The sequence below is a fragment of the Mesorhizobium sp. B2-4-17 genome, from assembly GCF_006441275.1.
Taxonomy (GTDB): domain Bacteria; phylum Pseudomonadota; class Alphaproteobacteria; order Rhizobiales; family Rhizobiaceae; genus Mesorhizobium.
This window is the reverse complement of the sequence record NZ_VFUX01000040.1, coordinates 17393-43794: the sequence shown is the minus strand read 5'-3', so window position 1 is coordinate 43794 and position 26402 is coordinate 17393. Positions and strand designations below refer to the sequence as shown.

At 63.2% G+C, this 26402-nt stretch carries 26 protein-coding genes; 8 read left to right on the top strand and 18 right to left on the bottom strand.

Translation table 11 applies throughout. The features are described from left to right. Positions 1-269: 269 nt before the first annotated feature. The 3 genes from mmsB to FJ548_RS25950 form a co-directional block, all read right to left on the bottom strand. Positions 270-1154 carry a 3-hydroxyisobutyrate dehydrogenase gene (mmsB, locus tag FJ548_RS25960; RefSeq protein WP_140779373.1) on the bottom strand — a complete coding sequence of 295 codons (885 nt, stop codon included), beginning with the start codon at positions 1152-1154 and terminating at the stop codon, positions 270-272. Positions 1155-1241: 87 nt separating this feature from the next. Then, the gene (locus FJ548_RS25955; protein ID WP_140607621.1) at positions 1242-1610 is read right to left on the bottom strand and encodes a four helix bundle protein; all 369 of its coding nucleotides are present in this window, start codon (positions 1608-1610) and stop codon (positions 1242-1244) included. Positions 1611-1636: 26 nt separating this feature from the next. Further along, a complete protein-coding gene (locus FJ548_RS25950) occupies positions 1637-2803 on the bottom strand; it encodes an isobutyryl-CoA dehydrogenase (protein WP_140779372.1) in 1167 nt (388 codons plus the stop codon). Between the two features lie 144 nt (positions 2804-2947). Here FJ548_RS25950 and FJ548_RS25945 point away from each other — a divergent pair, with 144 nt between their 5' ends. After that, positions 2948-3562: a dimethylsulfonioproprionate lyase family protein gene (locus FJ548_RS25945; protein ID WP_140779371.1), complete on the top strand. Its 615-nt coding sequence runs from the start codon at positions 2948-2950 to the stop codon at positions 3560-3562. After that, positions 3562-5037, top strand: coding sequence for a cobyric acid synthase (locus tag FJ548_RS25940; RefSeq protein ID WP_140779370.1), 1476 nt, complete (start codon positions 3562-3564; stop codon positions 5035-5037). Before FJ548_RS25945 ends, FJ548_RS25940 begins: the two co-directional genes overlap by 1 nt. 150 nt (positions 5038-5187) lie before the next feature. Here FJ548_RS25940 and FJ548_RS25935 read toward each other — a convergent pair whose 3' ends face one another. From FJ548_RS25935 to FJ548_RS25925, 3 genes are all read right to left on the bottom strand, one after another. Then, positions 5188-5607: a VOC family protein gene (locus FJ548_RS25935; RefSeq protein ID WP_140779369.1), complete on the bottom strand. Its 420-nt coding sequence runs from the start codon at positions 5605-5607 to the stop codon at positions 5188-5190. Between the two features lie 70 nt (positions 5608-5677). Then, positions 5678-6508 carry an AraC family transcriptional regulator gene (locus FJ548_RS25930; RefSeq protein WP_140779368.1) on the bottom strand — a complete coding sequence of 277 codons (831 nt, stop codon included), beginning with the start codon at positions 6506-6508 and terminating at the stop codon, positions 5678-5680. A 52-nt stretch (positions 6509-6560) separates the two neighbouring features. Beyond that, on the bottom strand, positions 6561-7346 hold the full coding sequence (locus FJ548_RS25925; RefSeq protein ID WP_140779367.1) for a TSUP family transporter: 786 nt from the start codon (positions 7344-7346) through the stop codon (positions 6561-6563). A gap of 113 nt (positions 7347-7459) precedes the next feature. Between FJ548_RS25925 and FJ548_RS25920 the strand changes: the two genes are divergently transcribed. Beyond that, the gene (locus FJ548_RS25920) at positions 7460-7891 is read left to right on the top strand and encodes a TerB family tellurite resistance protein (protein WP_140694218.1); all 432 of its coding nucleotides are present in this window, start codon (positions 7460-7462) and stop codon (positions 7889-7891) included. Between the two features lie 15 nt (positions 7892-7906). On the opposite strand, the gene FJ548_RS25915 is transcribed toward FJ548_RS25920, so the two are convergent. The 5 genes from FJ548_RS25915 to FJ548_RS25895 all read right to left on the bottom strand — a co-directional run bounded on the left by FJ548_RS25915 (position 7907) and on the right by FJ548_RS25895 (position 14481). Beyond that, the gene (locus FJ548_RS25915; RefSeq protein WP_140779366.1) at positions 7907-9529 is read right to left on the bottom strand and encodes a dipeptide ABC transporter ATP-binding protein; all 1623 of its coding nucleotides are present in this window, start codon (positions 9527-9529) and stop codon (positions 7907-7909) included. Beyond that, complete coding sequence (locus FJ548_RS25910) at positions 9526-10395, bottom strand: ABC transporter permease (RefSeq protein WP_140779365.1); 870 nt, start codon at positions 10393-10395, stop codon at positions 9526-9528. The genes FJ548_RS25915 and FJ548_RS25910 overlap by 4 nt, the downstream gene beginning before the upstream one ends. Then, entirely contained in the window at positions 10392-11339 is a 948-nt protein-coding gene (locus FJ548_RS25905) for an ABC transporter permease (RefSeq protein ID WP_140694224.1), read from the bottom strand. Before FJ548_RS25905 ends, FJ548_RS25910 begins: the two co-directional genes overlap by 4 nt. A gap of 261 nt (positions 11340-11600) precedes the next feature. After that, complete coding sequence (locus tag FJ548_RS25900) at positions 11601-13079, bottom strand: ABC transporter substrate-binding protein (protein ID WP_140694226.1); 1479 nt, start codon at positions 13077-13079, stop codon at positions 11601-11603. A 124-nt stretch (positions 13080-13203) separates the two neighbouring features. Beyond that, complete coding sequence (locus FJ548_RS25895) at positions 13204-14481, bottom strand: acetylornithine deacetylase/succinyl-diaminopimelate desuccinylase family protein (protein WP_140779364.1); 1278 nt, start codon at positions 14479-14481, stop codon at positions 13204-13206. Positions 14482-14696: 215 nt separating this feature from the next. Between FJ548_RS25895 and FJ548_RS25890 the strand changes: the two genes are divergently transcribed. After that, the gene (locus FJ548_RS25890; RefSeq protein ID WP_140694230.1) at positions 14697-15125 is read left to right on the top strand and encodes a L,D-transpeptidase; all 429 of its coding nucleotides are present in this window, start codon (positions 14697-14699) and stop codon (positions 15123-15125) included. A gap of 59 nt (positions 15126-15184) precedes the next feature. On the opposite strand, the gene FJ548_RS25885 is transcribed toward FJ548_RS25890, so the two are convergent. The 6 genes from FJ548_RS25885 to FJ548_RS25860 form a co-directional block, all read right to left on the bottom strand. Continuing rightward, complete coding sequence (locus tag FJ548_RS25885; RefSeq protein WP_181168911.1) at positions 15185-16168, bottom strand: lipid A biosynthesis lauroyl acyltransferase; 984 nt, start codon at positions 16166-16168, stop codon at positions 15185-15187. Between the two features lie 12 nt (positions 16169-16180). Then, positions 16181-17209 carry a zinc-binding dehydrogenase gene (locus FJ548_RS25880; RefSeq protein WP_140694232.1) on the bottom strand — a complete coding sequence of 343 codons (1029 nt, stop codon included), beginning with the start codon at positions 17207-17209 and terminating at the stop codon, positions 16181-16183. Between the two features lie 36 nt (positions 17210-17245). Further along, positions 17246-18517, bottom strand: a complete 1272-nt coding sequence (locus FJ548_RS25875) for a beta-ketoacyl-ACP synthase (protein WP_140763312.1) — start codon at positions 18515-18517, stop codon at positions 17246-17248. 49 nt (positions 18518-18566) lie between these two features. Further along, positions 18567-19757: a beta-ketoacyl-ACP synthase gene (locus tag FJ548_RS25870; RefSeq protein WP_140779363.1), complete on the bottom strand. Its 1191-nt coding sequence runs from the start codon at positions 19755-19757 to the stop codon at positions 18567-18569. A 57-nt stretch (positions 19758-19814) separates the two neighbouring features. Beyond that, complete coding sequence (locus FJ548_RS25865) at positions 19815-20096, bottom strand: acyl carrier protein (RefSeq protein ID WP_010909964.1); 282 nt, start codon at positions 20094-20096, stop codon at positions 19815-19817. Positions 20097-20319: 223 nt separating this feature from the next. Then, entirely contained in the window at positions 20320-20868 is a 549-nt protein-coding gene (locus FJ548_RS25860) for a histidine phosphatase family protein (protein WP_140607604.1), read from the bottom strand. A 282-nt stretch (positions 20869-21150) separates the two neighbouring features. On the opposite strand from FJ548_RS25860, the gene FJ548_RS25855 reads away from it, so the two are divergent. The 3 genes from FJ548_RS25855 to FJ548_RS25845 all read left to right on the top strand — a co-directional run bounded on the left by FJ548_RS25855 (position 21151) and on the right by FJ548_RS25845 (position 24851). After that, positions 21151-22101, top strand: a complete 951-nt coding sequence (locus FJ548_RS25855) for an AEC family transporter (RefSeq protein ID WP_140779362.1) — start codon at positions 21151-21153, stop codon at positions 22099-22101. Positions 22102-22281: 180 nt separating this feature from the next. Then, complete coding sequence (locus FJ548_RS25850; RefSeq protein ID WP_140779361.1) at positions 22282-23739, top strand: NAD-dependent succinate-semialdehyde dehydrogenase; 1458 nt, start codon at positions 22282-22284, stop codon at positions 23737-23739. Positions 23740-23828: 89 nt separating this feature from the next. Beyond that, complete coding sequence (locus FJ548_RS25845) at positions 23829-24851, top strand: aldose epimerase family protein (RefSeq protein WP_140763307.1); 1023 nt, start codon at positions 23829-23831, stop codon at positions 24849-24851. Positions 24852-24862: 11 nt separating this feature from the next. Here the strand turns inward: FJ548_RS25845 and FJ548_RS25840 are convergent, their stop codons facing one another. After that, the gene (locus FJ548_RS25840) at positions 24863-25795 is read right to left on the bottom strand and encodes a sugar kinase (protein ID WP_140607600.1); all 933 of its coding nucleotides are present in this window, start codon (positions 25793-25795) and stop codon (positions 24863-24865) included. Positions 25796-25945: 150 nt separating this feature from the next. Here FJ548_RS25840 and FJ548_RS25835 point away from each other — a divergent pair, with 150 nt between their 5' ends. Continuing rightward, on the top strand, positions 25946-26395 hold the full coding sequence (locus FJ548_RS25835) for a FixH family protein (protein ID WP_140607599.1): 450 nt from the start codon (positions 25946-25948) through the stop codon (positions 26393-26395). Positions 26396-26402: the final 7 nt, after the last annotated feature.

The following is a 26402-nucleotide window of genomic DNA, read 5'->3' as shown; positions in this document are numbered from 1 at the left end:
GCCCGGATCGGGCGCGGCGGAAATGCAAAAACCGCGCTCCGTCGGGAACGCGGCTTTGCCAGATACGCATGGCGTTTCGCTACTCAACACTTGGCGAAGGGCTCCGGTACGCGAGACCTGATCCGGAGCGCCGGGCGGATGCGATATGTCCGCCTCGCAATCCGTTTTATAGGGACATCGTTACCGCGGAGTTATCGAGAGCTTAAGCAAATCTAAATTTGCGGCCGTCCTGCCGGGCCAACCAGGAAAAAGCCCTTCAAATCCGTTGGTTACGCAGGGGCGCCGCGCAGAAAATTAATTATACCGGAGAAATCGGCGCCGCCATGCCCCTGGGCGTTGAACAGGGCATAGAGTTGTGCCGCTTCAGCACCAAGTGGCGTCACCGCGCCCGCGCCAAGTGCTGCTTCCTGTGACAGTTTCAGGTCCTTCAGCATAAGGGCGGCGGCAAAGCCCGGCTTGTAATCCTTGTTGGCGGGCGAGGTGGGCACCGGGCCGGGCACCGGGCAATAGGTGGTCAGCGACCAGCACTGGCCTGAAGAGGTCGAGGCGACGTCGAACAGCGCCTGATGCGACAGGCCGAGCTTTTCCGCCAGCACGAAGGCCTCGGCGACACCGATCATCGAAATGCCGAGGATCATGTTGTTGCAGATCTTCGCCGCCTGGCCGGCGCCATCGCCGCCGCAATGGACGATGCGGCCGGCCATCGGCTTGAGGATTGGTTCGGCCGTGGCGAATGCATCGTCGGAGCCCCCGGCCATGAAGGTCAGCGTGCCGGCGGTGGCGCCGCCGGTGCCGCCGGAAACAGGGGCGTCGATCGACAGCAGGCCGTGTTTCGCCGCGATGGCATGCGCCTTGCGTGCCGAATCGACGTCAATCGTCGAGGAGTCGATGAACAGCGCGCTTTTTTTTGCCTTGGAGGCGATGTCCTCATAGACCGATAGCACGTGCTTGCCGGCGGGGAGCATAGTGATGACTACATCGGCGTCCTTCACTGCGGCCGGCGCGTTGGCCATGACGATGACGCCGTGTTCCCTCGCGACGGTCAGGCTCTCCGTCACCAGGTCGAAGCCATGCACCGTATGCCCTGCCTTGACCAGGTTCGCGGCCATTGGATTGCCCATATTGCCGAGGCCGATGAAGGCGATGGTGGTCATAGGGGCGCTCCTTGATTTGGGGTGAGGCCTTTAGGCAGTAGGCAGTAGGCAGTAGGCAGTAGGCAGTAGGCAGTAGGCAGTAGGCGACTATTCGGGTGCAAGTTTGATGATAAGTTGGCGAAGCATTTTTCCGATGCCCTCGGTCGCTAACAGCATCTGATTTGTTTGATCGTGCGTGGCTAAGCCGATTCGTTCGGCGATCTGGAGGTGCGTCTCGAACTCTTTCAGGGAGCCTTGGGCAATCCTGAGAAATTGCTGATAAGAGCCTCTATTGTCTCGGCCGTACCCTTCCGCGATGTTCGCAGGAATGGAGTTGGCTGAACGACGGATCTGGCTGGTGAGCCCATATAATTCTTCTTTTGGCCACGTCTTGGTCAACGAGTAGGTAGCGACGGCCAGGTCCATGGCCTGCTGCCACACGATAAGATCCTTGTACGAATTGATCTTGCCGGTCATCTCTGCCTACTGCCTACTGCCTAGTTTCACCTTCCGATCAAGGCGCGTGCTATGATGACGCGCATTATCTCGTTGGTGCCTTCGAGGATCTGGTGGACGCGCAGGTCACGCACCAGCTTCTCGATGCCATAATCATGCAGATAGCCGTAACCGCCGAGCAGTTGCAGCGCATCGTTGGCGACGTTGAAACCGGTGTCGGTGACGAAGCGTTTGGCCATCGCCGACCATTTGCCGGCGTCCGGCGCCTTGCGGTCGAGTTTGGAGGCGGCGGCATAGAGGAAGATGCGCGCGGCCTGCAGTTCTGTCTCCATGTCGGCCAACCTGAACTGCAAAGCCTGGAACTGATTGATTTTCGAGCCGAAGGCCTTGCGCTCGGCCGTGTAGGACAGCGCCTTGTCGAGCGCCGACTGCGCGCCACCCAGCGAACAGGCGGCGATGTTCAGCCGGCCGCCGTCGAGGCCGGCCATGGCGATGCCGAAGCCCGCGCCTTCACCCGACAGAAGGTTTTCGGCCGGCACCTTGCAATCCTCGAAGATGACCTGGCGCGTCGACTGCATGTGCCAGCCCATCTTGTGCTCGTTGGCGCCGAAGGAGAGGCCGGGCGCGTCCTTCGGCACGATGATGGTGGAAATGCCCTTTGGCCCGTCCGCGCCGGTACGCACCATGACGGCATAGAGGTCGCTGTCGCCGGCGCCGGAGATGAATTGCTTGGCGCCGTTGAGGATGTAGTCGCCGCCGCTCTTTACCGCGCGTGTCTTCAGGGCAGCCGCATCCGATCCCGAGCCTGGCTCGGTCAGGCAGTAGCTCGCCAGCCATTCCATCGAGGTCAGCTTGGGCAGGAAGCGCTGGCGCTGCTCCTCATTGCCGAAGCGATCGATCATCGAGGCCACCATGTTGTGGATCGAGATGAAGGACGAAAAGGCCGGGTCGGCGTGCGACAGCGCCTCGAAGATCAGCACGGCATCGAGTCGGCCGAGCGCGGAGCCGCCGACATCGTCCCTTATATAGATGCCGCCGAGGCCGAGCGGCCCGGTTTCGCGGATCACATCGGCGGGGAAATGTTTCCTGCGGTCCCAGTCGAGCGCGTTCGGCGCGACGCGATCGGTGGCGAACGCCTGGGCCATCTCCTGGATGGCGCGCTGTTCCTCGTTGAGTTCGAACTGGCTGGTGCTCGCATCGACCGCGGCGTCCATGGCGTGCTCCCTATATGCTGGCCAGCTAGCCCGCTGGCCTGTCGTTTTTGGCTTTGCGCGCGCACCAATCTAGACCAATGATGCCGCCGCGCAACCCAACCGATCGCGGAGCGGCTGTGCATCAATGCATGTTCGGAGCCAGATGTGACGACAAAATTCGACGAACTGCTGGAACAGTTCCGCGCCTATCTCGCTTCAGTGGACGATGCCCTGGTGCGAGACGCCGTGGCGCGCATTGGCTGGGACATGCCGGCCCGCGCACTGGAGCCACATACGCTCGGCTGCCTGCGCCATCTCGATCGCGCCGCCGAACTGACGCCGCCGGATGCGAAGCCATTGGTGCAATTGCTGGCGCGGCAGCGCAACGATTTGCATTGGGGGCAGACCTATACGGAGGCTGATTTCGGCAAGGCCTTCATCGACAATTACGGCTGGCTGGAAATGTTCGGTACGCGTGGCCATTTCGCCAATGACGAGGTGGCGGCCGGGCTGCTGATCCTCGGACCCGACATCGTCTATCCCGACCACCATCACGTCGCCGAGGAGATCTATATTCCGCTGACCGGTGGCACAGAGTGGCGCATGGGCGAGGGCGGTTTTCGCAAGCGGGAGGCCGGCGAGGTCGTCCACCACGCTTCGAACGTCAATCACGCCATGCGAACGGGCAAGGAGCCGCTGCTGGCGCTCTACATCTGGCGCGGCGGGCCGTTGGCGCAGAAATCCACGATCACCGGAACCGCGACGCAGGGCCGGAACTGATGGCCAGGGCAATCATGCTGCAAGGCACGGGTTCGGATGTCGGCAAGACGGTGCTGGTTGCCGGCCTCTGTCGCGCCGCAAAAAAACGCGGCCTGAAGGTGCGGCCGTTCAAACCGCAGAACATGTCGAACAACGCCGCGGTCGCCGACATTCCCGGCGACAACAGACGTGGCGGCGGCGAGATCGGCCGTGCGCAATGGCTGCAAGCAATCGCTTGCGGCGTCGCGCCGTCAGTCCACATGAACCCGGTGCTGCTCAAGCCTCAGACCGATGTCGGCGCGCAAATCATCGTGCAGGGCAAGGTGTTCGGCGAGGCGAGGGCGCGCGACTACCAGGCGCTGAAGGGCCGGCTGATGGACGCGGTGCTCGATTCCTGGGCGAAGGTCGGTGAGGACGCGGACCTTGTCATTGTCGAGGGTGCCGGCTCGCCGGCCGAAATCAATCTCAGGAGCCGCGACATCGCCAATATGGGCTTTGCCACGCGTGCCAATGTGCCGGTTGTGCTGGTCGGCGATATCGACCGCGGCGGCGTCATCGCCTCGGTTGCCGGTACCCATCTTATCCTGCCGGAAGAGGACCGACGCATGATCGTGGGTTACCTCATCAACAAGTTCCGAGGCGATGTCTCGCTGTTCGATGATGGTCTGAAAGCGATCGAAAAATTCACCGGATGGCGCTGTTTCGGCGTCGTGCCATGGCTGAAGGCGGCGGCAAGGTTGCCTTCGGAGGATTCGGTGGTGCTGGAACGGCTTGCGTCCGGCGAGGCGCGCGCGCTGAAGGTGGCGGTGCCGATGCTTGGCCGCATCGCCAATTTCGACGATCTCGACCCGCTCAAGGCCGAACCTCAGGTCGAAGTGGTGTTCGTACCGCCCGGTACACCGCTGCCGGCCGATGCCGGGCTGGTGGTCATCCCCGGCTCGAAATCGACGATCGGCGATCTCCTGAAATTCCGCGAGAATAGCTGGGATCGCGATTTGTTGGCCCACCGCAGGCGGGGCGGCCATATCGTAGGCATTTGCGGCGGCTTTCAGATGCTTGGCCGTATGGTGCGCGATCCCGATGGTATCGAAGGCAGCGTTACCGAGACCGAAGGGCTCGGCCTGCTCGATATCGAAACGGTGATGGAGCCGGAGAAGACCGTGCGCAATGTCAGCGCGCGATCCGTCCCGTTCGACCTGCCGCTTGAAGGTTACGAAATCCATCTCGGCCGCACCACCGGCCCGGACACAGCGCGGCCGTCGGCGATCATCAATGGCGTCGAGGACGGTGCGATCTCGGCCGATGGCAAAGTGATCGGCACCTATATGCACGGTCTGTTCGGCGCCGACGGCTTTCGTGGAAAATTCCTCGAAAGCCTGGGGATCAAGGGTGGCGGCATCGACTACCGGGCCGGAGTCGAGCGGGCGCTGGACGAGGTCGCGGCCGAGCTGGAAGCCCATCTCGACTGTGACGCGATTTTCGCCCTGGCCCGCTGAGGCGCGCCGATATTCAGGTGATGCCGGCCTGCAAACGCCGGTTTCCTGCGCTTCCGGTGCTCACGTACTTCAAGTACGCTCCGCTCCGGTTCTCGAAACCCGTCATTTTCGGCTCGGCCTGACCTGAACCTCAGCACGCCTTAGGTTTGCTCAGGCCTTCTCGCCGGCCTTCGGCCAGTAAGTGCCGAAGGACCAGACATTGCCTTCCAGGTCGCGGCAGATGAATTCGCGGCTGCCATAGTCGCGGTCGGTTAGTTCCTGGATGATCGTGGCACCGGCTTTCTTTGCCCTGGCGTAGGCGGCATCGGCATCGTCGACGGCGATATAGATCGACTTGCCGCCGCCCGAACCTGGCTCCCCGACCATCTTGCCGTAGTCGTCATCACGCACCGTGCCCAGCATGATCATGGAGGAGCCGAACACCAGTTCGGCATGATGAACGACATCGCCGTCGCCATAGCGGGCACGGACGCTGAAGCCAAAGGCTTCGCACAGCCAGTCGATCATTTTCGCGGCATTCCGATAGCGCAGGGCAGGGTAGAGCCGTGGTGCTTCAGTGCTGCTGTTCATGTCGATCTCCTTCGGTTGGTTGGTCGATACCCAGTCTGGGCGAAGGCCGTTCCAGCGTCTTGAAGAAATGTTACCTGACCGAAAGCGCCGTCGGCGTCTCGCCTGCCAGCTCACGGAATTCGCGCACCAGATGCGCCTGGTCGGCATAACCGCAATCGGCGGCAATGTCGGCCCAGTCAGCGGTTTGCTGCCGCGACAGGCCGAGCGCGCGGTTGAAGCGCACGATGCGCGACAGCGTCTTGGGACCGATGCCGATGGCATTGGAAAAGCTGCCGGCGAGATGTTTGCGGCTCCAGCCCAGTCTCTCGGCGAGCGATGCAATCCGTGTCCGGCCGCCCGATGTGACGATGCGGTCATAGGCCCACGCGATCTCCGGCGGCGTTTCGGCGGCGCTCGCAAGACGGGCGGTGACGAAGGCTTCCGCAAGATCGAAACGCGCCGTCCAGTTCGGCGCGTTGCCAAGCCGTTCGCGCAGCGCCATGCCCTCAATGCCCAGCACGTCGTCGAGCACGACCATGCTGTCGGTCAGCTTGCTCATCGGCAGGCGAAAGAAGCGGCGCGCGCCAAGCGGCGTGAAATTGATCTGGACGCAGCAGGCGGCGCCGAAGGATTCGATCATCAAAGGTCCGGCGAAGAGGCCGGCGGCGAAGCTGGCGAAGCGGTCATTGTCATCAGGCGCCTTGCCAAGGCCGATGGCGAAGGGCTCTGCGAAGCTGATGACCAGCGGCACGGTCAGCGAGGCGTATTCGACATTGCAAAAATGGCCGGCAGCGGTTTCGCGATAGCCGCAAATGTCGGTGACAACGCCCTCAAGCGCGGGATCGGGAAGAAGCCGGCGCATCTCGAAGCGTCCAGATATGGAGCGGTCCTGTTCCGTTCGGCGCTGCATCTCGATTGGCATTGGCCACCCTTCCGCCCGGCCAATCCAACATTATTCGAACAGTGGCTGTCTATCAAACGCCGATCATGACACGCAGCGGGTTGGCCGGGTCGGCCAGCAGTTTCGCCGCCAGTGCCACACACACGATCACCAGCAGCGGCTTGATCAATCTGGCGCCGATGCGCATGGCGAGGCTGGCGCCGAGGCGGGCACCCAGGAACTGGGCAACGCCCATCATCAGGCCGATCTTCCAGGAGATGACGCCGACCGCGGCGAAGACAATGAAGCCGCCGATGTTGGAGGCGAAGTTGAGCAGCTTGGTATGCGCCGTCGCCTTGAGCACGCCATAACCGGCAAGCGCCACAAAGGCCAGCATATAGAAGGAGCCCGCACCAGGCCCGAACAACCCGTCATAAAAGCCGATTGCCGGCACCAGGGTCAGTCCAAAAAGGAAGGGCGACAGGCGCTCGGCCCGGTCGACATCGTTCATGTTGGGCTTCAGGGCGAAGTAGAGCGCAATGGCGATCAACACCAGCGGCAGCAGGGCGCGCAACAGGTCGCCGGGAACGATCGTGGCCAGCAAGGCGCCGACGGCGCTTCCGGCAAGCGCCAGCAGGGCCGGCGGCAATTGCCGGCGCAGGTCGACATGCCCCTTGGAGGCATAGTGGATCGTCGCCGACCCGGAGCCGAACATGCCTTGCAGCTTGTTGGTTCCAAGCGCCTCGACCGGTGAAAAACCGGCAAGCAGCAGTGCCGGGATGGTGATCAGCCCGCCACCGCCGGCAATCGAATCGACAAAGCCCGCGGCAAAAGCGGCGAAAGCGAGCATGGCGACAGTCTGCAGGCTGAGGTCGATCATCGAGATGAGGAAGCGTCACTTCGCTGAGATATCAGGCGTTCGACCACGACGATCCCGTTTGCGCAAGGCTGATTCCGCGCTAATTATTGAAGAGGAATCGGAAAGGGGCTCTGATGGCGTTCGCATTGATGGACCAGATACGCTCTATCTTCGACGGCGACCCTGGCGTGCGCAAGGTGGCGGACGACCCGGTCCTCTCGGCGGAACTGTTGATGTTGTTCCGCATGATCCTGGCGGACGGTACCGTCAGCGAGAGCGAGATGATTGCCTTCCGGCGCATCTGCAAGGATGCTTTCGGTATCCCCGAGACCAGCATCGACAACGTCATCGAATATCTCAATGAGTTCGGTTACGAGACCAATGGCTCGCAGGCGATCGCGCTGTTTCGCGATCTCGACATCGAACGACGCAAGCAATTGGCCCGCCACATGGCCGAGATCGCGAAGGCGGATTCGCAACTGGCCGAGACCGAGGTGCGCCTGCTGCGCCGCACGCTCGACCTGCTCGACATCAGCCCGGTCGATGTGGTGCAGCCGGAAGACTAAGGTCGAACAGCTTGCTCACCCCTGTTCCTGCATTCTTCGCGCGATCGCTCGGTGCAGGTCCGGTGCAGCGGTGACCAGGGCTCGCGCGGCTTCTGACTGCGGGTGATCCAGCACCTCGCTCGTCTTGCCGCGCTCGACGATCTTGCCGTCATGCATGACCAGCACCTCGTCCGTGATGGCGCGGGCGACGGTCAGGTCGTGGGTGATGAAGAGGTAGGCGATACCGAGTTTCTGGTTGAGCCCGGCGAACAAATCGAGGATCTGGGCACGGATCGACACATCGAGCGCCGAAACCGGCTCGTCGGCGACGACCAGCTTGGGACGGGTGATGATGGCGCGGGCGATCGACAGGCGCTGGCGCTGCCCGCCGGAAAATTCATGCGGGTACTTGTCCATGTCGCGCTGGTCCAGGCCGACCTCATGCAGCGCATGCGCGACCATCTCACGGCGCTCGGCGGGCGTCGGTTTTTTGTCCAGTACATGCAAGGGTTCGGCGACCAGTCTTTCGACCTTCTGGCGCGGGTCGAAGGAGCCATAGGGATCCTGGAAGACAACCTGCATGTCGCGCCTGGCCGCTTTCAGCTCGGCTTCGCTCTTGCCGGTGATGGTTTCGCCGCGAAACCGGATCGTGCCCGAACTCGGCCGGTCCAGCGCCAGGATCATGCGCGCGAGTGTCGACTTGCCGCAGCCGGAGCGGCCGACCAGCGCCACCGACTGTCCGGGCGCCATCGACAGGGAAACATCGTCGACGGCACGGATATCAGGCGCGCGCCGAAACAGCGAAGTACGCCGGCCGGGATAGTCGCGGGTCACGCCTTCAACCTGAAGCATGGGTTGGCCCGGCCCGGCGCCGTGTGGCCTGGCGCGTGCCGGTACATGCATCGAGGCTTGCGCCAGCTGGCGCGTATAGGGATGAAGCTGTTCCGACAGCGTGCGCGCGGTGTCTCCGGCCTCCATCACCTCGCCGCCGCGCATGATGGTGATGCGGTCGGCCATCTCGGTCACCACGGCGAGATCGTGCGAGATCAGCAGCAGACCCATGCGGCTCTCCGCGACGAGGTCGTGCAGGAGGTCGAGGATCTGCGCCTGCAGCACGACGTCGAGCGCTGTCGTCGGCTCGTCGGCGATCAGCAGTTTTGGTTTCAGCGCGCAGGCAATGGCGATAACGACACGTTGGCGCTGGCCGCCGGAGAGTTCGTGCGGATAGCGCGACAGCGGGAATTTCGCCGAGGGAAGGCCGACACGGTCGAGCATTTTTCGCGCCCGCTCCTCGGCCTCGGCGCGCGTCGCTTTGGTGTGCCAGCGTATGCCTTCGGCCACCTGTTCGCCGATGGTCTTGACCGGGTTGAGGGCAGTCATCGGCTCCTGGAACACCATGCCGATGTCGTCACCGCGCAGCGCGCACATCTGGTCCTCGGTCGCCGCAAGGATATCGATGCCGTCGAATGTCACGCGTCCGGCGGCACGTGCAGCGTGCGGCAGAAGCCGCATCACGGTCAGCGCGGTCATCGATTTGCCGGAGCCGGACTCGCCGACCAGTCCCATGACCTCGCCAGGCGAGACGGAAAGCTCCATGTCCTTCAGGATTTGCGTATCGCCGATGGTCAGCGACAGATTGTCGATCTCAAGCAGGCTCATCGCTGCCGCCGCGATTTGGGGTCGAGGATGTCGGCGATGCCGTCGCCCAGGAGGTTCAGGCCGAGCACGGTGATGACGATCGCCACGCCGGGGAAGATTGCCGTCCATGGCGCCACCACCATGCGCGTCTGCGCATCGAACAGCATGCGGCCCCAACTCGGCATTGGCGGTTGGGCGCCGAGGCCGAGATAGGAAAGCCCGGCTTCGGCCAGGATGCCCAGAGCGAACTGGATGGTGCCTTGCACCAGGAGCAGCGTGGCGATGTTGGGCAGGACATGTTCGACAGTGATCTGCGTGCTGCTCTTGCCGGCGGCGCGCGCGGCAAGGATGAATTCGCGCGGCCAGATCGCCAGCGCGCCGGCGCGGGCAACGCGGGCAAAGACCGGGATATTGAAGATCCCGATGGCGATGATGGCGTTGACTGCGCCCGGCCCGAAGATGGCGGTGATCATGATCGCCGACAGCAGCGCCGGGAAGGCGAAGACGAGATCGTTGATGCGCATCAGCGCTTCGTCGACGAGGCCGCCGCGGGCCGCGGCAAAGGCGCCGAGCGGCACGCCGACACCCATGCCGATGCCGACCGCGACCAACGCCACGGCAATCGAATTGCGCGCCCCGACCATGATCATCGACAGGATGTCGCGGCCGAAATGGTCGGTGCCGAACCAGTGCGCCAGCGCGGGGCGTTGGGTTTTGTCCGCTATGACCAGCTTCGTCACGTCGTACGGCGTCCAGACATAGGAGACGATGGCCATCGCCAGTATCAGCGCGGTGATGACGAAGCCGCTGACGAAAGCGGTGTTCCTGAACGCCTTGGCCAGGATGCCGCTGAAAGTGTCCTCGGGGATGTCGATGCGCAGCGTCATTGCCGGGTTCTCAGGCGGGGATCGACCACCGCATAGGAAAGGTCGACGACGAGGTTGACGGCAATGACGGCGGCGACCAGCAGCATGACGACGCTTTCGACGACGATCAGGTCGCGCTGGGTGATCGCCTGGAATACCAGTCGGCCGAGCCCGGGTAGGTAGAAGACATTCTCGATGATGATGGTGCCGGCGAGCAGGAAGGCGAATTGCAGGCCAAGGATGGTCAGCACCGGGATCATGGCGTTACGCAGCGCGTGGCGCCACAACACGGCGCGGTAGGGCAGGCCCTTGGCGCGGGCGGTGCGGATATAGTCCTCGTTCAGCACCTCGATCAGCGCCGAGCGGGTGACGCGCGCCAGGATCGCGGCCTGCGGCAAAGCAAGCGCCACCGCCGGTAACAGCAGCGATTTCAGCGCCGGCCAGGCGCCGGCGGCCCAGCCTGGAAAACCGCCGGCCGGCACCAGGTGCAGCCAGACGGCGAAGACATAGATCAGCATCAGTGCGAACCAGAAATTGGGCACGGCCACGCCAAGCTGCGCCGCGCCCATCGCCACCGTGTCGCCGACCCGTCCACGCCGGCTGGCGGAAAACAGCCCGACCGGAATGGCGATGATGGTGGAGAGCGCCAGCGCGATCAGCGCCAGCGGCAGCGATACGGCAAGCCGTTCACGCACGAGATCGATGACCGGCACCGAATAGGTGTAGGATCGGCCGAAATCGAGGCTGAGCAGGCCGCCGGCCCAGTGCAGGTAACGCCAGGCAAGCGGCGCGTCGAGACCCATCTGGTTGCGCAACAGCTCCACCTGGTCGGCGCTGGCGTTCATGCCCAGCATCAGCCGCGCCGGATCGCCGGGGAGGACTTCCAGCACGGCGAACACCACGATGGAAGCCAGCACCAGCGTGGCGATGGCTATTGCGAGGCGCTTGAGAAGGTAGGCGGTCATGGGAGGTGGGGAACCGCAACTTCGTCATCCTGGGGCGAAGCAGGAGCGAAGCGACGTCGCGAAGACCCCAGGATCCATGCCGTGACAGAAGTCGAAGAGCGCGGCGGTCCAAAACCAGCGTTGCCTCTTTCTGTCTCCAACTCACGTTCCCCCAGGTTCTGCGTCGCAGCATCGCTCATAAGTCACGGAATGGATCCTAGGGTCTACGCAGTTCGCTGCGCTATCTGCTCCGCCCTAGGATGACGAACCGTTGTGCGAGCCTCACTCGCTCCATTTCACCTTGGTCAGGTCGTTGGCAGGGATCGGCGCGTTTTCCCACAACCCCTGCAGCTTGGCGTCCCAGACCCCGACCTTGGGCAATTCGTAGAGGAAGCCGACCACGGCATTGTCGGCAAGGATCTTTTGCGCTTCGGCATACAGTTCCTTGCGCTTGGCCTCATCCGAGGTCAGATCCAGATCGGCGATGATCTTGTCGAAGGTCGGGTTGTCGTAATTGAAGTAGTAGTCCTTGCGCGAATAGATGCCGATGTCGTTCGGCTCGGTGTGGGAGACGATGGTCAGGTCGTAGTCTTTCTTGGTGAACACCTGATCCAGCCACTGCGCCCATTCGACCGGAATGATCTCGAGATTGATGCCGACGTCGCGAAGTTCCGAAGCGATGATCTCGCCGCCGAGCCGCGCATAGGAGGGTGGCGGCAGTTTCAATGTGGCCTTGAAGCCGTTCTCCAGCCCGGCCTCCTTCAAGAGTTCCTTGGCCTTGTTGACATTGTGCGGATAGAGACCGGTGAGGTCGACATAATATTTGTTGGCCGGCGACATATGCGAGCCGATCGGCAGACCGAGCCCGGCCGAGGCGCCGTCGATGATCGCCTTGCGGTCAAGCGCGTAGGAGATCGCCTGCCTCACCTGCAGCTTGTCGAAGGGTGGCTTCTTGTTGTTGATGGACAGGATGGTCTCGCCTTCGGTCGCGCCGACCACGACCTTGAAGCGCGGATCGTCCTTGACCTGAGAAACGCTGTCGGGGTCGAAGAAGGGGAAAGCCTGTATGTCGCCGGAAAGCAGCGCCGGCACCGCGGCGGCGGCATCGGGAACGATGCGGAATTCGGCCTTTTCGAGGAAAACAGGGGCGCCCCAGTAATGGTCCGATTTCACGAGGGTGATGGATGAACCCTTGGCCCAGCTCTCGAATTTGAAGGGCCCGGTGCCGATCGGCTTTTCCTTGTTGGTGTCGGCGGATTTCGGCGAAACGATCACCGCGTCGCCCCAGCCCATATTGTAGAGGAACGAGCCCTGCGGGTGGGCGAGCGTGACCTTCACGGTGGCGGGATCGACCACTTCGACTTTGTCGATGGCAGCAAAGAGCTGCTTTTGCGCGTTGATGGAGTTTTCCGCGCGGGCACGGTCGAGCGAAAACTTCACGTCATCGGCACTGAAATCGGTGCCGTCGTGGAATTTCACGCCGGTATGCAGCTTGAAAGTGTAGACCTTGCCGTCGTCTGAAACGGTCCAGCTCTCGGCCAGATCGGGCAGAACTTCGCTGTTCGGGCCGATGCGGGTGAGGCCCTCGAAGACGTTGGCGTATGTGACTTCCCTGATAGCCGCGGCCGCTCCTGCCGTCGGATCGAGATGCGGAGGCTCAAGCGGAATGCCGATGACCAGATCGGTCCTGGCGGCAAACGCCGACGTGGCGGTTGCGAACGCCAGCACGGCAGCGGCCAGTAGGGTCTTCCACAGTTTCATCGCTGAACTCCCCATGTGCTCAGATGCTCAAGCCGGCGGATAGAAGCGTGATTTCGCGCGGGAGTAAATTGCGTTTCGTGCTGTCGCGTCACGCGAAGTGAAATGTTTTTGCGCCGCGGCCTAATCATGCAGCCGTGCCGCGCAGCAGCACGTTGAGGCCGATCGCCATTACCTTGGCCGATTCCACCATGTCCGATATGCCGACCCACTCGTCCGGCCGGTGTGCCAGGTCGAGAATGCCCGGCCCATAGGCGATGCAGTCGTAGATGTGGCCGATCCGCGCAACGTGCTTCTGGTCGTAGGTGCCGGGCGAGATGACGTAATCGGGCTCGCGGTCGAAGATCGCATGAATGCCTTGCGCCACCGCCTTGACCACCGGCGCGTCGCGCTCGGTCATCAGCGGCAACACTTCCATCAAGTCGCGGATCTCGTAGTCGAACTTTTTGCGTTCGCGCTTCAGCCTGTCGAGAATATCAGTCACTTCGCCCTTGACCGTGGCGAGATCCTCTTCGAGCAGGAAGCGGCGGTCGATGGTCAGCCGGCAGGAATCGGGCACGTTGGGCGAGGGCAGGCCGGGCCGGAAATCCTCGGTCTGGCCGCCATGGATGGAGTTGATGTTCATGGTCGAGCGCCTGGCACCTTCAGGCACAACGGGCATGCGCGTCATCTTGCGGTCGAGAGCCGGGAACAGTTCGTCTTCGAAGGCCTGCAGCACGGCGCCCATATGGCGTACCGCATTGTCGCCGAGGAAGGGCATCGAGCCGTGGGCGATCTCACCCTTGGTCTCGATCTCCGCCCACCAGACGCCGCGATGGCCAAGGCAGATGCGGTCCTTGTTCAATGGCTCAGGGATGATGACGTGGTCGACCCTGGGTTTCGAGAAATAACCGAGCCCGGCCAGATGGGCGACGCCGCCGAAGCCACCGGATTCCTCGTCGACCGTGCCCGATATTTCGATGGCGCCGGGAAAATCGGGGAAGACTTCCATGAAGGCTTCGACGGCGATGATGGAGGCGGCCAGGCCACCCTTCATGTCGCAGGCGCCGCGGCCGTAGACCTTGCCGTCCCTGACGATGCCGGCAAAGGGATCGACGGTCCAGCCGTCGCCGGCCTCGACCACGTCGATATGCGAATTGAAGTGGACGCAGGCGCCGGGTGATCTTCCGTCGAAACGGGCCACGACATTGACGCGCGGGTAGCGATCGGTGTCGCCAGGCGTGCCTTCGGCGCGGATGAACTCGGTTTCGAAGCCGCGCTTCTTCAGCCGCGCGCCGATATATTCGGCGCAAGGCCGGTAGGCTTCGCCCGGTGGATTGATGGTTGGAAAACGGATCAGGTCGCCGGTCAGCGCCACCATCTCGTCGCGCCTGATGTCGATTGCCTCGAGGAGTCGCTCGTTCATGCCGCGAGTTGAGCAGCGATCCCTGTGGTTTTGCAAGCCCCTCGATCGAGCCGTGCGGCGCGTCGTTGCGGCAACTATTGCGGGAAATCGTTCAAATTCGCTGCGTTGGATTGGCGAATTGGTCAAGGAGTATGTGCTATCTGTTCATCGCCATTAAAAAAGTGAAAACAACGTGATGGCGGGCAGGCAAGGGGCAATCAAAGGGGTTTGATCGTATGAAAAAGTTCTTTTTCGTGGCAGCGATGCTGGCAACCGCGCTGTTTGGTACATCGATCGCAAGTCAGGCGGCGATGCTGGTGGCGAATATCGACGTGTCGTCGCAGACGATGACCGTCCGGTATGGCTCGGCGGTTTACCGGTGGGCCGTGTCCACCGCCCGTCCGGGCTATTTCACGCCGCGCGGCACTTACCGGCCGCAGCGGACCGCGCGGATGTGGTATTCGCGAAAATACGACATGTCGCCGATGCCTTATTCCGTGTTCTTCCGCGGTGGCTACGCCATCCATGGAACGGGCGCCGTCAGGCAACTCGGCCGCCCGGCTTCGCATGGCTGCGTGCGGCTGCACACGACCAATGCCGCGACCTTCTATACGATGGTGCGGGAAGTGGGCCTCGGCAACACACGCATTGTCGTCAGCAATTAATGTCGTCCAAATCGGCTTCGTCGGCCGGCATAGAACTCGCGTTCTCGCCGGCGGCTGGCTCAAGCGTCTGAGACGGGAGCTGGCTTGGGCCGCCGTTTGCGCCGCCAGTTGCTGATCTCCCAGCGCTTGTGGAACCACATCCACTGGCCAGGATCCTCGCGCACCCAACGCTCGACCACGTCGTTCAGCATCTGGGTGGCGGCGGGGACGTCGACGCTGCCGTCGGCCGTGCGCGGCAAGACCAGCTTGTCCTCGATTTCGAGGCGGAAGCGGTTGCCCGGCAGCCTGACACAGCGTGCCGGATAGACATCGCAATCGTAGTGGCGGGCAAGGGTGCCGAGCACGCGATTGCTTTGACAGGGACGGCCGAAGAAGGTCGTCTTTAGGCCATTGGAGAATTTCTGGTCGACGAGAACGCCAATGTTGCCGCCGTTTTCCAGCACCCCGGCCAAGGCAAACGAGGCGCCGGCCATCGACGGCAGCAGCGATCCCATGGTCGAGCGGCGCGTTGAAAGGATGTAGTCGGCGAGGTAGGGGTTGTTGGGCGGGCGAAACAGCGCCGTGATGTTCATGCCGAAGGTGGCCGCCGCTACCGGCAGCAGCTCGAAATTGCCGAGATGGCCGGTGAAGACGATATGCGGCTGCTTTTCGGCCGCGATCTCGATGAAGTGTTCAGTGCCCCTGACCTCGATGCGGCCGGGCTTGCTGGCGGCCGGGTCATAGTCGAACAGGGCGTCAAGGAAAATGTATTCGGCGGCAAGCCGGGCCATGTTGCCCCACATATCGGAAGCGATGGCCTGGATTTCGCCCTCGCTCTTTTCCGGATAGGCCTTGCGCAAATTGTCGATGGCGACCTGGTGACGCGCAACCCTTGGACCAATGAGGCGTGCGACGCGGTCGGCGAAATTCAGCGCGCTGTCGACCGGCAGCAGGCGCAGCATCGACATGATGATCATCGCGGCGCGTGCAACCAGCCAGTAATTCACTTGGCGCAGCTGCCGACCATAGCGGAACTTCAGGTCGCGGCGAAGCTTCTTGAGCACGGAAATCAGGGCCTAGGCGACGCGCAGGATGATCTTGCCGAAGACGTCGCGGCCTTCCATGCGCTTCAGCGCTGCATCGATATCGTCGAAGCCAACCTCGGTGTCGATGACCGGCGCGACCTGTCCGGCCGCCATCTTCTGCATGGCGTTGGCCATGTTCTCCATGCGGCAGCCGAACGATCCCAGAAGTTTCAACTGCTGCTGGAACAGCTGCATCAGGTTGATCTGCGTCGACACGCCTGATGTCGAGCCGCAGGTCACCAGGCGGCCGCCGCGCTTCAGGCACAGCATCGAGCCGGCAAAGGTATCGGCGCCGACATGTTCGAACACAACGTCGACGCCTTTCTTCTTCGTCAGCTTGCGCACGACGCCTTCGAAACGGTCGTCGCGGTAGTTGATGACATGGTCGGCGCCAAGCGCCTTGGCCTTTTCGATCTTGTCGTTCGACCCGACCGTGGTGATGATCGTGCAGCCCATGCGTTTGGCCAGCTGGATCGCGGCCGAGCCGATGCCGGAGCCGCCGGCATGGATGAGGATGGTCTCGCCGGGCTGAAGCTTCGCATTGTCGAACAGCATGTGCTCGACCGTGCCAAAGGTGACGGGAGCCACCGCGGCGCCGATGTCGCTCACGCCAGGCGGCGCTGGGACCAACAGGCGCGCCGGCAGGTTGATCTTCTCCTGCGCGAAACCGTCTAGGTGGAAGCCGTGGACACCGGAAACATGTTCGCAGAGATTGTCGCGGCCTTCGCGGCAAGCACGGCAAAGGCCGCAGGTGCGGGCGCCGTAGATCGACACCAATTGCCCGGGCAGCAGGCTGGAGACGCCTGGGCCGACCGCCTCGACCTCGCCGGAGGCTTCCGCGCCGACGACCAACGGCAATTTGCGCTTGGCGAAGGCCATGCCGCGCCAGCCCCAGACGTCGATATGGTTGAGCGCCACCGCCTTGACGCGCAGCGTGACTTCGCCGAGTGCGGGCGGCGGGGGAGGCGGCAGGTCCACCGTTTCAAGACGGCGGTCCTCGATAAGTTGCAATGCGCGCATGGAGCCTGTCGGTTCAGTGGGACTGAAAAAGGTCGCTTAGACCGGTTCCCGCGCCATGACAAGGCAAGTGTTCTGGCCGCCGAAGCCGAAGGAGTTCGACAGAACGCTGCGAACCTCGGCATTGCGCTTCTTGTTCGGCACCACGTCGAGCACGATCGCGGGGTCAGGATTGTCGTAATTGATGGTCGGCGGAATGACGCCTTCGCGCATGGTCATCAGCGAGAACGCGGCCTCGACGGCGCCCGCCGCCGACAGCGTGTGGCCGATCATCGACTTGTTCGACGAGATCGGCATCGAGCCGATCCGCTCGCCAAACACGGTCGACAGCGACAGATGCTCCATCTTGTCGTTTTCCGGCGTCGAGGTGCCGTGCGCATTGACGTAGTCGATCTCGTCTTCGCCCAGGCCGGCATCGGCAAGGGCAGCGCGAACGGCCGCGATCGCCGGCGAACCGTCCGGCTTGGAACGGGTGCGGTGGAAATCGTCCGCCTTTTCGCCGCAGCCACGCAAAATGCCAAGAACGGTCGCGCCACGGGCCAGCGCTGCTTCCAGCGATTCCAGCACAAGCGCGCCGGAACCCTCGGCCAGCACGAAGCCGTCGCGGTCCTTGGAAAACGGCTTGGAAGCTTTTTCCGGAATGTCGTTGTGGGTCGACAGCGCCGACAGCAGCGAGAAACGGATCAATGCCTCGGCGGTCGCCGAACCATCGGCGCCGATGGACAGGGCCCGGTCGCATTCGCCGCGACGGATCGCCTCGACACCGAGCTGGATGGCGGTGGCGCCGGAGGCGCAAGCGGTCGACAGCGTGATCGGCAGCCCGCGCGTGCCGAACCGGTCGGCGAGCCGGTCGGCGATCGAGCCGAACTGGGTGGTCTCGAAAATGTCGAGTTCCTTCAGGCCGCGCGCCACCCGCAGCAGCCTTTCGGCGCCGGCGTCGTCCTTGTCGGAATTGTAGAGCGAGAAGCGTTCGTGCCAATCGAGCTCGACCGGCGGCGAGGCGAGGAACAGCGGCCCGCCGAAATCGCTGGAATCGAGACCGGATTCGGCCACGGCTTCACGCGCTGCGGTTTCGGCCAATTCGTAGGTGAGGGGGCTGGCGCCCTTCGAACTCGACGGCAGGAAATCGACCATGCCGGAGATTCGGGTGTTGAGGTGATCGACGGGAAAGCGGGTGATCGGGTGGATGCCCGACTTGCCCGAGGTCAGCGCCGCCCAATTATCGGCCTTGCCGACGCCAAGCGAGGTCACCACGCCGATGCCGGTGACGGCGACGATCGGCCTGCCCATGTGATCTCTGAGATTGGCCATCGGAAGCCCTCAACCTTTTATCGTTACAGCATCGCCGAACAATGCCGCCTTACGCAGCGTTGACCAGCGCCATGCCCTCGAATTGGTGATAGCCGATCGCCGTTGCAAGGACGGTTCCGGGAATGCCTTCGAACGGCTTCTCGGCGGCGGCATCAAAGACAGGGTAGGCGGCCTTGCGGTCGACGGCCAATGCGGCCAGCGCGACGGCGAACGGAAACTGCGCTTCCTTCATGTGCCCGGTCAGCGTTGAGAAACCGCGCGCGGCGATTGCCGGATTGGCATCGAGCGCCGCTTTCTCGGCGGTGGTTGCCGCATGCGCGCCGGACGCGCCCGACATGGCGAGCAACTTGCCGTTCGGCAGCTTCGCCCGGGCGAGCAGTGCGGCGATCTCGGCGTCGAGCTCTCCGCGCGACCGCCTGGCGCGGCCGGAAACGACCGGTCCGAGCTCGGCATAGATATTGCGCCCCCGGCTCATCGCGTGTTCGCGCTGCTCCAGCACAAGGAAGGCACCGCCGGAGCCAGACACCACGCCGCCACCCTCGGCGCCCTGCCTTTGCCAGACAGGCATCCACGGGCCGCGATGCAGATAGCCGGCCAATTCGTAGCCGAGCAACATGTCGGAATGCTCGGTCTGGAAAGCGCCGCCGACCAGGATGTGTGTCGACTGGCCGGAGCGGATGCGCGCGGCGGCCGTCTCGACGGCGGCGACGCCGGCGCCTTCCTCGCCCATGAAGGTTCTGGACGAGCCGGTCACCTTGTGGACGATGGAGATGTTGCCTGCGAGCAGGTTGGAAAGCTGGGCCAGGAACAGGGTAGGCCGCAATTCGGTAGTCAGCTTCTCATTGAGCAGCACATCGCGGTCATTGCGGCTTTCCGAAGCGGCGAGAATGGCGGCATCGACCGCCTCGTCGCGCTCGCCGCCGCCGGCGGCGACAACCATATCCATGGTGGCGCAGAGATCATCATTGCCCTTGATGCCGGCATCGTCGAGGGCAAGTCCGGCCGCATAGGTGCCGAGCCGCTGCCAGGTTTCCATCTGCCGCTGGTCGCCGCGCTTGGCGATCTGGAGGTTCCAGTCGACCTCCGGCAGCGGATGGATGGTGTAGGGCGCAAAGCGCGCCGCTTCGAGCACCGGCTGCAGGCCTGGTTGCGCGAGCTTCTGCCAATGGGCTTCCGGGCCTTCTCCCAATGAGGAGACAAGGCCGATTCCAGTGATGACGACGTCGCGGGGGCTGCTCATGAGCGGCTTTGTGGGTCAGGCGGCGAAGCGCGTCAAGGTCGCGGCGCTCAACTGGCGTCAGGCGGTCTTGGCGGCAACCAGCGCGTCGATCTTGGCGCACAGGTTCTTCATGACGAAGTAATCGTCGGTGGAAGCCTTGCCGTCATTGACTTCCTGGGTCCACTTTTCCAGCGGCACCTTGATGCCGAATTCCTTGTCGATGGCGAAGACGATGTCGAGGAAGTCGAGACTGTCGATACCGAGATCGTCGATCGTGTGGCTTTCGGGCGTGATGGTGTCGATATCGATCTCGCTGGTGTCGGCAATGATCTTGGCGACTTTGTCGAACGTGGTGGACAAGGGCTTTTCCTTCTTTGCGGGCGGAATCTGTCCGCAGCTTGTTTGGGCGCTGTCTAGTCGGTTTTTCCCGGCAGGAAAAGGCCTGATGAGCCGGGCGCAGATGGGAAGCATGCCAAGAAACGCAAGAAGGCCCGTGGGTCAAGCTGGCAGTTCCGCCGGTTGATGTTCCGGCAGCTGCCGGCGATGGCAAACCGCCGCCGTCTTGCCGGTCCTCGGCCGGTCCTCAGAAAGTGACGCGGCCGAGCACGCGCAGGCCGTCGCCCTGCGGCTCGACGACCACGGCCTCGCCCTCGCGCGGCGAGATGCCGGTGAGCGCGACGATGTTTTCCAGGTGGGTGACCATGACCAGATTGTCGGAGCCGGAATAAGCGCGGATTTCCTTCAGGATGCCGGCGATCTGCGCGGCCTTCTGCCCATCGTCGCCCTTCAAGAGGTCGAGCGGCGCGAACAGTTTCGGCTCGGCCTCGAAGGCGATGCGCGCTGTGTCGAGGCAGCGGCAGTAGCGGCTGGAGAGCACGCGCTCAACCGGCGCCGCGCGGGCGGCAAACAGGGCGCCTATCCTGCTCGCCTGCTGCTTGCCGCGCGCCGACAGGTTGACCTGGGTGCCGCAGTTGTCGATGTCGAAATTGGCGGGGTCACTGGTGCCGGTGACCATGGCGTGGCGAAGCAGAACCACATGGCCGCCGTCACGCAGCAGCGCCCACCCGGCATCCGTTGCGTGGGCCGCCACAGGCACAACAAGCAGGAACAACGCCAAGGCCAATCGGAACATCGTCACCTTCCAGGAGCCCGGCATCGGCCTCCGACGATTCGCATATAGGCATTGGAAGGCAGACACAAAGACAAGCCAAGAACCGGCCGCGTTCCGAGCCTCACTTTTTAGCGAGTTGCTTCCTCACCAGATCGATCTTCTGGCCGGCAAGATGACAAACCATACGTTGCGTTTCCAGAAGAGTTCGCCGACTTTCAGATATTCCGGTGGTCATCGCTGGGGCAGCTACTGTGGATATTGCCGCGATTGCGCCCCGGGCATGGCTCGCCTATCCCTGAAAAAATGTCTCCGCTCACAGAAACCGTCCTCTTCGTCTTCAGCCTGGTCGCGCTCGGCTATCTCGCCGGGCTTACCGGCTATCTCAGGCCGGCGAGCGGCGAGGGCATATCCGATTTCGCGGTTTCGGTGGCGATGCCGCTGCTTTTGTTCCAGACCATGGTGAAGGCGGATTTCCACGGCGTGGCGCCCTGGCCGCTGTGGGGCGCCTACTTCACAGCGGCGGCGATCACCTGGACCGCCGGCCATGTCGTCATCACGCGGATATTCGGACGCGATGCCCGCGCCGGCGTCGTCGGAGGCGTCTCGTCGGCCTTTTCCAACATCGTGCTGCTCGGCGCTCCCTTCATCCTCGGCATATTCGGCCCGAGTGGCTTCGAAGTTCTGTCGTTGCTGGTTTGCGTGCACCTGCCGATCATGATGATGGCGTCGATCGTGCTGTTCGAAATGTTCGGCCGCGGCAGTGGCGAGCATGTGCATCCGCTGCGGGTCCTGCACAGTTTCCTGAAGCGGCTGTTCATCAACCCGCTGATCATCGGCATTCTCCTGGGGCTGGCGTGGCGGCTCGGCGGCGTACCATTGCCGGCCCTCATGATGCGGCTGGTCGAGGCCTTGGCAAACACCGCCGGGCCGGTGGCGCTGTTCGCCATGGGGCTCAGCCTGCGCCGCTTCGGCATATCGGGCAATGTGCGGCCGGCACTGGCGCTTTCGGCGCTGAAACTGTTCCTGATGCCGGCGCTGGTTCTGGGCTTCGTCTGGCTGCTCGGCCTGCCGCCCTTGACAGCCAAGGTGGCCGTCGTGGTGGCGGCGCTGCCGTCCGGCATCAATTCCTATCTTATCGCGGTGCAGTTCAACACCGGCCAGGCGCTGGCATCGAACCAGATGACGATCGCCACCGCCTTTGCTGCCGTTACCGCGGCCTTCTGGCTGACGATTGTTTTGCATGTCTTTGGGTAGGATGTGTCGATACACACAGCGAACCACGGTTGCTCTCGTTATGGGCTGGCCCAAGCCCTATATGCCATCTTGCGATTGCTTGCGGGCCTTGCCCTAGGTAAAGAGCAGGCTCCAGTCATGCGCACGCTTCACGCAGAATTCACAGACCGGCCCGTTAGCGCGCCGAACGGAGGATAGACCATGCTTCAGAAAACCAGCCATTTCATGCGGCAGGCCAATCTCATCAATGGCGAATGGGTCCCGGCCGACAGCGGGCAGACGGTCGACGTCACCAACCCGGCCACCGGTCTCAAGATCGGCACGGTGCCGAAGTCGGGCAAGGCCGAAACGCGCCGCGCCATCGAAGCCGCCGATGAGGCATTCAAGACCTGGCGCAAGACCACCGCTCTCGATCGCTCGAAGCTGCTGCGCAAGCTGCATGACGCGATGATGGACAATCAGGACGTGCTGGCCGACCTCTTGACCATCGAGCAGGGCAAGTCGCTGTTCGAATCGAAGGGCGAGATCGGTTCGGCCGCTGCTTATATCCTGTGGTTTGCCGAAGAAGGCCGCCGCGCCTATGGCGACATCGTACCGTCGCCGTGGGCGGACCGCCGTATCCTGGTGACCAAGGAACCAGTCGGCGTCATCGCCGCTATCACGCCGTGGAATTTCCCGTCCTCGATGCTGGCCCGCAAGCTCGGTCCGGCCCTGGCCGCCGGCTGCACCGCCGTCGTCAAGCCGGCCTCGCAGACGCCGTATTCGGGTCTCGCCTGGGGCGCGCTCGTCGAGGAAGTCGGCTTCCCCAAGGGCGTCGTCAACATCCTGACCGGCGCCGCCGGTGAGATCGGCGATGAGATTTGCGCCAATCCGCTGGTCAAGAAGATCACCTTCACCGGCTCGACAGAGGTCGGCAAGATCCTGATCCAGAAATCGTCGACCACGGTCAAGAAGGTGTCGATGGAGCTTGGCGGCAACGCGCCGTTCATCGTCTTCGACGATGCCGACATCGACCGTGCCGTCACGGGCGCCATCACTGCCAAGTACCGTAACTCCGGCCAGACCTGCGTCTGCACCAACCGCTTCCTCGTCCAGGCGGGCGTTTATGACAGGTTCGTCGAGAAGCTGGCCGCGGCCAGCAACGGACTGAAGGTCGGTTCCGGCCTTGAGGAGGGCGTGCAACAGGGACCGCTGATCGACGAGAAGGCGGTCGAGAAGGTCGAGGAATTCATCGCCGACGCCACCTCCAAGGGCGGTAAGGTTGTTGCCGGCGGCAAGCGCCATGCGCTTGGCGGTTCGTTCTTCCAGCCGACGGTGATCGCCGACGCCACGCCCAAGATGCGCTTCATGAAGGAAGAGATTTTTGGCCCGATCGCACCGGTGTTCAAATTCGAGACCGAGGAAGAGGCGGTCGCGCTCGCCAACGACACCGAGTTCGGCCTTGCCTGCTATTTCTACACCGGCGATCTCGGCCGCGCTTTCCGGGTCATGGAAGGCCTGAAATACGGCATGGTCGGCGTCAACGAAGGTCTCATCACCACGCCGGAGGCGCCGTTCGGCGGCGTCAAGGAATCGGGCCTGGGCAAGGAAGGCGGACACCAGGGCATCGAGGATTACCTCGATACCAAATATGTCTGCATCGGCGGCCTCGGCCTCTGATAGAGCTTCCCGGATGGGAAGGCCGTTGGCCCTCCCATCTCTCATGGAAGACCAGCCGAACTTTTCTGGATCAACTGGCGTTTGCGGGCATGGCGATGAAGGACGGCGAGGTTTTCGGCACGACTCAGGCAGGCGAGCCGGTGCGCCGCTTCACGATCAGAGGCGGCGGCCTCACCGCCAATATCATCGGATTTGGCGCCATCGTCCAGGATTTGCGCCTGACCGGGCACGATGCACCGCTGGTGCTCGGCTACGGCAATCTGGAAGCCTATGAAACCGATACTGCCTTCTTCGGCGCGGTGGTTGGCCGCTATGCCAATCGCATCGCCGACGGCCGCTTCACGATTGGCGGCAACCGTTACCAGACGGAACGCAACTTCCTCGGCAAGCATACGCTGCATGGCGGCTCGCAAGGCTATTCGCATCGGCCGTGGGCGGTTTCGCTGCATGGCAGGGACTTCGTCACGCTGACGCTGCACGATCCGGACGGTGCGATGGGTTTTCCCGGCGCGCTCGACGTCACTTGCACCTACCGGTTGAAGATCCCCGGGACGCTCAGCGTCGAACTGACGGCGACCTGCGAGGAGCCGACGCTGTGCAATCTCTCCCAGCACTCCTATTTCAACCTGGATGATGGCGGCGCCGGCGACATCCTCGACCACCGGATGATGCTCAATGCCGGCGCCTATCTGCCGGTTGATGGCGACATGATCCCGACCGGCGTGGTCAAGCCGGTTGACGGCACGCCCTATGATTTCCGTCAGGCACGGCCGTTGCGCATGGAAACCGAGGGCGAGCAGCTTCCCTACGACCGGAATTTCTGCCTTGCCTCGACGCGTGGGCCGCTGAAGCAGGCGTCATGGACGCAAGGGGCGAGTTCAGGTGTCGAAATGGAGGTCTGGACCACGGAGCCCGGTATTCAGCTCTACACTGGTCAGTACGTGACGCCGCGCACCGGGCTGGAGGGGCGCGGCTACAAGCCTTTCTGCGGCTTCTGCCTGGAGCCGCAGACATGGCCGGATGCACCGAACCGGCCGTATTTCCCGCAGGCGACGCTGTGGCCTGGCGCGATCTACCACCATGTGACGGAATACCGGTTCCGCCTGCCTTAAATCTCCGAGGATCAGGTTGGACCTAGGCCGTCGAACGCAGTTCGCAGAGTCTCGAATGGCGCCAGCGCGCCGCTAACCTGCACCACGGCGGCGGCGACACGATGGGCCCGGCGGACGGCTTCCCGAGGGCCATGACCGGCAAGACGCGCCGCGAGATAGCCGCCATTGAAGGAATCGCCGGCGCCGGTCGTGTCGGCGGGGGCAGCGACATGGATCGCGGGCACATCCTCCACTGTCGCGTTTTCGGCAACCAATGCCGGCTGCTCGCCATTCTTGACGACAACTTCGCCGACCTGTCGCCCGAGCCGCTCCGCGGTTGCCCGTGGCGATGCATCATCAAACAGCATCTGCTCGTCGGGGAAGGTCGGCAACGCGATGTCGGTGACATCAAGCGCTTCGACGATCGCCGCCTGCGCGTCCTGGCGGTTGCGCCAGAGCCGTGGCCGGTAATTGGGATCGAAGGCGATCAGCGAGCCAGCCGCCCGCGCCTTGGCCAGGGCCGTCACCAGCGTTTTGCGCGCGGCCTCGTCCAGAATTGCCAAAGTGATTCCGCTGAAGTAGACAAGCGACTGATTTTTCAGGCTTTTCGACAGTGCCTCAGCGTCCGACGCGAGCTGCCGTGCGGCGGCGTCGCCGCGCCAGTAGGTGAAGGAGCGCTCGGCGCCGGTCAACGTGATCGCATAGAGGCCGGGGCGCGCTCCCGGTATCACCGGGCTGGAGCCGATGCCGATGCCGTTTTCGACGAAGAAGCCGATCTGGCCCTGCGAGAAGGGGTCGTCGCCGAAGGCCGAGACATAGGTTGCCGGCCGGTCCCCGCTCAACGCATGCAGCGCCCACAGTGTGTTGAACGTGTCGCCGGCAAAACCCATGCGCCAGTTGGGGCCGGTCTGCCCCGACAATTCGAGCATGCATTCGCCGATCGAGGCGACGCCGTTTCCCGCCATCTGCAATCCTCCAGTGATTTTGGTGCTGTAGCTTTTTGCCGGCGACAGCGCCATGCTTGGCAAGCAGGCTTTTTTCCGCCACAGCGTTTCCCACGGCCTGGCGGGATGCGATCCTCCCGGCAGAACGTTGTCCGCAGAAGAGGAACTGGTTTGGCATCGTTATGGCGTTATCTCCTGGCAGGTCTTGGTCTGGCTGCTCTGCTGGTCGGCGTTCTCGCGATCGTCTATCTGACCGCGCCGCAATCGGCACAGCCCATCGGCCCGGATGTCTCGCGGACAAAGACCACGGACAACGGGCTGTTCATGGCGAGCTTCGCGCCGGAGAGGGGCGTCGTGCGGCAGGGCGAGCTGGAATCCTGGCTGCTGACCTTGAAGACGAAGGCCGGTGCGCCGGTGGAGGGGGCCGCGATCACCATCTCCGGGGGAATGCCGCAGCACAATCACGGCCTTCCGACCAGCCCGCAGGCGACCGACTATCTCGGCGACGGCCGCTATCGCATCGAGGGGGTGAAATTCACGATGAGCGGCTGGTGGCAGCTGCACTTCGCCATCTCGGCCACCGCCGGCTCCGACACGGTGCTGTTCAACGTGGTGCTGTGAGCGATCG

What these genes read in the sequence shown, in the direction of transcription:
- FJ548_RS25845 (WP_140763307.1), top strand. Translation starts at nt 23,829, where the DNA reads ATGGCGATGAAGGACGGCGAGGTTTTCGGCACGACTCAGGCAGGCGAG.
- FJ548_RS25860 (WP_140607604.1), bottom strand. Translation starts at nt 20,868, where the DNA reads ATGTTCCGATTGGCCTTGGCGTTGTTCCTGCTTGTTGTGCCTGTGGCG.
- FJ548_RS25875 (WP_140763312.1), bottom strand. Translation starts at nt 18,517, where the DNA reads ATGGCCAATCTCAGAGATCACATGGGCAGGCCGATCGTCGCCGTCACC.
- FJ548_RS25930 (WP_140779368.1), bottom strand. Translation starts at nt 6,508, where the DNA reads ATGCCAATCGAGATGCAGCGCCGAACGGAACAGGACCGCTCCATATCT.
- FJ548_RS25855 (WP_140779362.1), top strand. Translation starts at nt 21,151, where the DNA reads ATGTCTCCGCTCACAGAAACCGTCCTCTTCGTCTTCAGCCTGGTCGCG.
- FJ548_RS25890 (WP_140694230.1), top strand. Translation starts at nt 14,697, where the DNA reads ATGAAAAAGTTCTTTTTCGTGGCAGCGATGCTGGCAACCGCGCTGTTT.
- mmsB (WP_140779373.1), bottom strand. Translation starts at nt 1,154, where the DNA reads ATGACCACCATCGCCTTCATCGGCCTCGGCAATATGGGCAATCCAATG.
- FJ548_RS25870 (WP_140779363.1), bottom strand. Translation starts at nt 19,757, where the DNA reads ATGAGCAGCCCCCGCGACGTCGTCATCACTGGAATCGGCCTTGTCTCC.
- FJ548_RS25905 (WP_140694224.1), bottom strand. Translation starts at nt 11,339, where the DNA reads ATGACCGCCTACCTTCTCAAGCGCCTCGCAATAGCCATCGCCACGCTG.
- FJ548_RS25895 (WP_140779364.1), bottom strand. Translation starts at nt 14,481, where the DNA reads ATGAACGAGCGACTCCTCGAGGCAATCGACATCAGGCGCGACGAGATG.
- FJ548_RS25935 (WP_140779369.1), bottom strand. Translation starts at nt 5,607, where the DNA reads ATGAACAGCAGCACTGAAGCACCACGGCTCTACCCTGCCCTGCGCTAT.
- FJ548_RS25840 (WP_140607600.1), bottom strand. Translation starts at nt 25,795, where the DNA reads ATGGCGGGAAACGGCGTCGCCTCGATCGGCGAATGCATGCTCGAATTG.
- FJ548_RS25910 (WP_140779365.1), bottom strand. Translation starts at nt 10,395, where the DNA reads ATGACGCTGCGCATCGACATCCCCGAGGACACTTTCAGCGGCATCCTG.
- FJ548_RS25915 (WP_140779366.1), bottom strand. Translation starts at nt 9,529, where the DNA reads ATGAGCCTGCTTGAGATCGACAATCTGTCGCTGACCATCGGCGATACG.
- FJ548_RS25920 (WP_140694218.1), top strand. Translation starts at nt 7,460, where the DNA reads ATGGCGTTCGCATTGATGGACCAGATACGCTCTATCTTCGACGGCGAC.
- FJ548_RS25880 (WP_140694232.1), bottom strand. Translation starts at nt 17,209, where the DNA reads ATGCGCGCATTGCAACTTATCGAGGACCGCCGTCTTGAAACGGTGGAC.
- FJ548_RS25925 (WP_140779367.1), bottom strand. Translation starts at nt 7,346, where the DNA reads ATGATCGACCTCAGCCTGCAGACTGTCGCCATGCTCGCTTTCGCCGCT.
- FJ548_RS25950 (WP_140779372.1), bottom strand. Translation starts at nt 2,803, where the DNA reads ATGGACGCCGCGGTCGATGCGAGCACCAGCCAGTTCGAACTCAACGAG.
- FJ548_RS25900 (WP_140694226.1), bottom strand. Translation starts at nt 13,079, where the DNA reads ATGAAACTGTGGAAGACCCTACTGGCCGCTGCCGTGCTGGCGTTCGCA.
- FJ548_RS25940 (WP_140779370.1), top strand. Translation starts at nt 3,562, where the DNA reads ATGGCCAGGGCAATCATGCTGCAAGGCACGGGTTCGGATGTCGGCAAG.
- FJ548_RS25850 (WP_140779361.1), top strand. Translation starts at nt 22,282, where the DNA reads ATGCTTCAGAAAACCAGCCATTTCATGCGGCAGGCCAATCTCATCAAT.
- FJ548_RS25955 (WP_140607621.1), bottom strand. Translation starts at nt 1,610, where the DNA reads ATGACCGGCAAGATCAATTCGTACAAGGATCTTATCGTGTGGCAGCAG.